This is a genomic window from Roseateles sp. P5_D6, assembly GCF_054049415.1.
Map to the genome: position 1 here is coordinate 1 of NZ_JBFUMK010000049.1, position 5,201 is coordinate 5,201.

Here is a 5,201-nt window from a genome sequence, read left to right on the forward strand (position 1 = left end):
CGACGAGTGCCTCAACGAGCACTGGTTCGAGACGCTGGCGCAGGCCCGGGTCGTGATCCAGGCCTGGGTACAGGACTACAACGAGGTGCGGCCGCATTCGAGCATCGGCCGCATGCCACCCAGGTGCTTCGCACGCCTTCAACGGCAGCAGGCTGTCGAGGAAGGTTCAGCTTCAACCGCCGCACTGGCGATACCCTTGACCCCCAGGGCTCCCTCGCAATGACTGGTACGGCGATTGGGGGCAGGTCACAAACGCCTTCGATCAACACCATGCGCATGACGGCGATGCCCTCGCGGGCCTCACGCGCCACACCGTACTCGGGTGAGTCGTAGAAGGCTTGTGCAGCTTCGGGTGTGGGGAACTTCAACAGCACGACGCGCTCGGGTGTCCAGTCGCCTTCGAGCACCGTGGTCTTGCCGCCGCGCACCAGCACCTCGGCGCCATGCTGCTTCATGGCCAGCGTCGAGAGCCGCCGGTAGTCCTCGTATTGCGCTGGGTTGGTGACCTTGACGTTGGCGAGGATGTAGGCAGCCATTTATCTCTCAGCAGCTGAAATCATTTTGACGAAGGTGCAAGTCAACGCATGCCAGTTCGTCGAATGATCTCCCCTTAGCAGGAGAAATCATTCTCCAAAAGAGGCTGCTTCTTGACGACGCGATCCAGCGCCACCAGTTGCTCCAGCAGCGTCTTTATGTGCTTGAGCGGCACGGCGTTGGGGCCGTCGCTGAAGGCCTCGGCCGGGTTCGGGTGCGTCTCCATGAACAGGCCCGCCACACCGACGCCCACGCCGGCACGGGCCAGCACGGGCACCATCTCGCGGGCACCACCGCTCGAGCCACCCAGGCCACCGGGCTTCTGCACCGAGTGGGTGACGTCGAAGACCACCGGCGCGCCGGTGTTGCGCATCTCGGCCAGGCTGGTCATGTCGGCGACCAGGTTGTTGTAGCCGAAGCTGACGCCGCGCTCGCAGGCTAGGAAGAGGTCTTCGGACAGGCCCACCTCGCGCGCGGCGGCGCGGGCCTTGTCGATGACGTTCTTCATGTCCCAGGGCGCGAGGAACTGGCCCTTCTTGATGTTGACCGGCTTGCCACTTTGCGCGACCGCGCGGATGAAATCCGTCTGGCGGCACAGGAAGGCCGGGGTCTGCAGCACGTCCACCACGCTGGCGACCTCGGCCACTTGGCCAGCGTCGTGCACGTCGGTCAGCACCGGCAGGCCGGTCTGGCGGCGTACCTCGTCGAGGATCTTCAGGCCGGCTTCCATGCCGACACCGCGCTTGGTGGTGCCGGACGACCGGTTCGCCTTGTCGAACGAGCCCTTGTAGATCAGCGGAATGCCGAGGGCCGTGCACGCCTCTTTCAACAGGCCGGCGACGTCGAGCGACATCTGCAGGCCCTCGATCGAGCAGGTCCCGGCGATCAGGAAGAAAGGCTTGTCGATGCCGACATCGAATCCACAGAGCTTCATAGGTCAGGCCTTCTGATGGTGTTCCAGCGCAGCCTTGATGAAGGCCGTGAACAGCGGGTGGCCGCCCCAGGGCGTGGACTTGAATTCGGGGTGGAACTGCACGCCCACGAACCAGGGGTGCACCTCGCGCGGCAGCTCGACCATCTCGGTCAGCTTCTCGCGCTGGGTGATGGCCGAGATGACGAGGCCGGCCTTCTGCAGGCGGTCGAGGTAGTGCTCGTTGGCCTCGTAGCGATGGCGGTGGCGCTCGGTGACGATCGGGCCATAGATGTCACGGGCCAGCGTGCCGTCCTTGACGTCGGAGCTCTGCGCGCCCAGGCGCATCGTGCCGCCGAGGTCGCTCTTCTCGTCACGCTTCTGGATGCTGCCGTCGGCGTCCTGCCACTCGTCGATCAGCGCGATGACGGGGTGGGGCGTGTCGGGATCGAACTCGGTGGAGTTGGCGTTCTCGAGGCCGGCCATGTGGCGGGCGTACTCGATGGTCGCGACCTGCATGCCCAGGCAGATGCCCAGGTAAGGCAGCTTGTGCTCACGGGCGTACTGGGCGGCCAGGATCTTGCCTTCCACGCCGCGCTTGCCGAAGCCGCCGGGCACGAGGATGGCGTCGAACTTGGCCAGCGTGTCGACCGTCTCGGGCGTCAGCGTCTCGCTGTCGACGTACTCGATCTTGACGCCGGCATGGTTGTGGATGCCGGCGTGGCGCAGCGCCTCGTTGAGCGACTTGTACGAATCCGACAGGTCGGTGTACTTGCCGCACATGGCGATGGTGATCTCGGTCTTGGGGTTTTCGACCTCGTAGACCAGCGTGTCCCAGCGCCTCAGGTCCGTGCTCTTGGTGTTGAGCTGGAGCTTGGTGCAGATGAGCTGGTCCAGGCCCTGCTCATGCAGCATGCGCGGCACCTTGTAGATGGTGTTCACGTCCCACATCGAGATCACGCCGTACTCGGCGACGTTGGTGAACAGCGAGATCTTCTCGCGCTCGTCGTCGGGGATGCGGCGGTCGGCGCGGCACAGCAGCGCGTCGGGCTGGATGCCGATCTCGCGCAGCTTCTGCACCGTGTGCTGGGTCGGCTTGGTCTTCAGCTCGCCAGCGGCGGCGATCCAGGGCACATAGGTCAGGTGCACATAGGCCGTGTTGGTCGGGCCGGCGCGCAGGCTCATCTGGCGCACGGCTTCGAGGAAGGGCAGGGACTCGATGTCGCCCACCGTGCCGCCGATCTCGACGATGGCCACGTCGACGCCCTCGGCGCCGCGCTTGATGTATTCCTGGATCTCGTTGGTGATGTGCGGAATCACCTGCACCGTCTTGCCGAGGTAGTCGCCGCGGCGTTCCTTCTCGAGCACGGTCTTGTAGATCTGGCCGGTCGTGAAGTTGTTGGCCTTCTTCATCCGCGTGGTGATGAAGCGCTCGTAGTGGCCGAGGTCGAGGTCGGTTTCGGCGCCGTCGTCGGTGACGAAGACTTCACCGTGCTGGAAGGGCGACATCGTGCCGGGGTCGACGTTGATGTAGGGGTCCAGCTTGATCAGGGTGACTTTGAGGCCGCGCGATTCGAGGATGGCAGCCAGGGAGGCCGACGCGATGCCCTTGCCCAGGGAGGACACCACACCGCCGGTGACGAAGACGAATTTGGTCATGTCTTGCAGCACGCAGAACAGCATGCTGAGGTGGGAAATTGCGATTGTACGAGACCCGTCAATTGGGCCCCAGCAACTCCAGCACCAAGTCGGCCGTTTCCTCAGGTTTCTCGAAAGGGAACAGGTGCGAGCCCTCCATCCAGCGCCAGTTCTCCCCAGCCAGTTTCCTGGACGCCGCGGCACCGGCCTGGCGCAGCTCGACCGAGCGCGTACCGCCGACGAAAGCCACCGGGCATTGGGGCGGGCGCAGGCGCAGCAGCAGGGGCAGGTGGTGGGGCAAGGTACGGTAAATGTGGGCCTCGACCTCGCGCGTGAAGCGCAGCCTGACCTGGCCGTCTTCAGACTCTTCGAAACCGGCGTCGATGTAGTCGGCCAGCACCCGCGGGTCCCAGCGGGCGAAGAGCTTCTTGGCTGAGAAATGCTTGTAGACGGCCTCGCGAGCCGGCCAGACATGGCGACGCTCGCGGGCGATCTTGGACGGGCCGTAGCGGTGGATGAGTCCCGTCGTCTTGGCCATCGCAACGACCGCGGCCTTCATGCCCGACACGACGGGTGAGTCCAGCATGACAAGGCGGCTGACGAGATCGGGTCGGCGGCAGGTGGCCATCAAACTCAGCATGCCGCCCAGCGAGTGGCCGACAAGGGCGACCTGGCCTTGCGGGGGCACTTCATGCTCGATGAAATGCAGCAACTGGTCACGCAGGCGGCGCCAGTCGCCAGTCACGGGGAAGCGCGGGTCGTGGCCAAAGCGATCCAGCGCCTCGACGCGCCAGCCGGCGGCGCGCCAGCGCTCGAACAGCACGCGGTAGCAGCCGGCGGGATAGCTGTTGGCGTGAGAGAAGACCAGCGTGCGAGTTGTCATGGGCGCGCAGTTTGCCTGCGTCGGGCGACCTGTTCAGCGTCAGTTTTGGAGTGCCGAGTCCAGACGTGGCCGTCAGTCGGGCGGCAGCTCAAGCTCCAGCACGCGGCGCCTGCCGGCGTGGATCTCATCAAGACTGCGCCTGAAGCCGGGAATGCTGCGGAACAGGCGGTCGAAGCTGCCGTCCGCCAGGGCTGCGCGCAGGCCGCGCTCGATGCGGTCGGCCAGGGCCGGGTTGTCGCGGCTGGTGAAAAAGTAGAAGGGCACGCCGTAGTGGAGGAACAGGGTCTGCTCGATGGCCAGGCCGCTGTGCTGTTGCTGCTCGTACCAGGCCTCATAAACGCCGCGCGGCATGTAGTCGAAGCGCCTGGCGCCCAGCATCGCGAAGAGCTGTTCGTAATTGACGGACGTGACCACGGGCAGGCCGTTGGCGCGCAGCACGTCGGTCGATGGCCAGCCCTCGCCGGCCCCGGCCGTGAAGCGGCTCAGGTCGGTCAGCGTGCGCACGGCCCGGAAACGCGCCTGGTCACCCCTGCGGATCAGGAAGACGCGGTAGTCGTTGAGTTCGCGCAGCAGCGAGAAGCGCACAGGAAGGAGCTCGGCCTCGCGCCTGGTGTTGCTGCCATCCCAGATGACGTTGATGGCGCCATTGTTCTTCAGCTCGACGAACTGGCGCTGGCCGCTCATCGGCTGCTCGTAGTGCTGGATCTCGAAGGCCCCGTCGCTGGCCTGCGTCTTCTCCAACGCCAGGCGCAGCAGTTGCGGGAAATAGCTTGCGTGCTCCTGCGAGCTGGGCGACAACTGCGGGATGGTGACGCGCAGAGGCTCCGCAGCCAGGGCGGCGGAGGGGCCCATCGTGGACAACAGCGCCAATGCGGCGCGGCGCCGGTTCATGGCGTTCAGCTGGCCGCCAGGCGCTTGAGTTGGTACAGCGCTTCCAGTGCCTCGCGCGGCGACAGCGCGTCGGGGTCGACCTTGGCCAGCGCCTGCAGCAGCTCGCTGGGCTCGGGCAGGGGCGGCGGCGCGGGCGGGGCGGCGAAGAGGTCGAACTGGTCGTCGGCCGCGTTCTGGCGGGCCTCCAGGGCCTCCAGCGTCGCGCGAGCCTGGCGCACGAGGCTGGCGGGCATGCCGGCCAGCTTGGCGACCTGCACGCCATAGCTGCGGCTGGCCGGGCCGGGCTGCAGCTCGTGCAGGAAGACGATGTCCTCACCGCTCTCCACGGCCGACACGTGCCAGTTC

The 5,201-nt window shown here is 66.1% G+C and carries 6 protein-coding genes and 1 pseudogene; 1 reads left to right on the forward strand and 6 read right to left on the reverse strand.

All coding sequences use genetic code 11. The features are described from left to right. A partial coding sequence (locus ACXJKM_RS29990) for an integrase core domain-containing protein (protein WP_457353896.1) occupies positions 1 to 223 on the forward strand: 223 nt, incomplete at its 5' end. 28 nt (positions 224 to 251) lie between these two features. Here ACXJKM_RS29990 and ACXJKM_RS29995 read toward each other — a convergent pair. The 6 genes and pseudogenes from ACXJKM_RS29995 to ACXJKM_RS30020 form a co-directional block, all read right to left on the reverse strand. Beyond that, a pseudogene (locus tag ACXJKM_RS29995) lies at positions 252 to 536 on the reverse strand (DUF1330 domain-containing protein); the annotation flags it as partial. Positions 537 to 610: 74 nt separating this feature from the next. Beyond that, a complete protein-coding gene (gene kdsA, locus ACXJKM_RS30000; protein ID WP_457356657.1) occupies positions 611 to 1,468 on the reverse strand; it encodes a 3-deoxy-8-phosphooctulonate synthase in 858 nt (285 codons plus the stop codon). 3 nt (positions 1,469 to 1,471) lie between these two features. Next, the gene (locus ACXJKM_RS30005; RefSeq protein WP_056197248.1) at positions 1,472 to 3,103 is read right to left on the reverse strand and encodes a CTP synthase; all 1,632 of its coding nucleotides are present in this window, start codon (positions 3,101 to 3,103) and stop codon (positions 1,472 to 1,474) included. A gap of 58 nt (positions 3,104 to 3,161) precedes the next feature. Then, the gene (locus ACXJKM_RS30010) at positions 3,162 to 3,965 is read right to left on the reverse strand and encodes an alpha/beta fold hydrolase (protein ID WP_457356658.1); all 804 of its coding nucleotides are present in this window, start codon (positions 3,963 to 3,965) and stop codon (positions 3,162 to 3,164) included. A gap of 72 nt (positions 3,966 to 4,037) precedes the next feature. Continuing rightward, positions 4,038 to 4,856 carry a substrate-binding periplasmic protein gene (locus ACXJKM_RS30015; RefSeq protein ID WP_457356659.1) on the reverse strand — a complete coding sequence of 273 codons (819 nt, stop codon included), beginning with the start codon at positions 4,854 to 4,856 and terminating at the stop codon, positions 4,038 to 4,040. Between the two features lie 5 nt (positions 4,857 to 4,861). Beyond that, the coding region (locus tag ACXJKM_RS30020) for a MutS-related protein (protein WP_457356660.1) at positions 4,862 to 5,201 on the reverse strand (340 nt) is incomplete at its 5' end.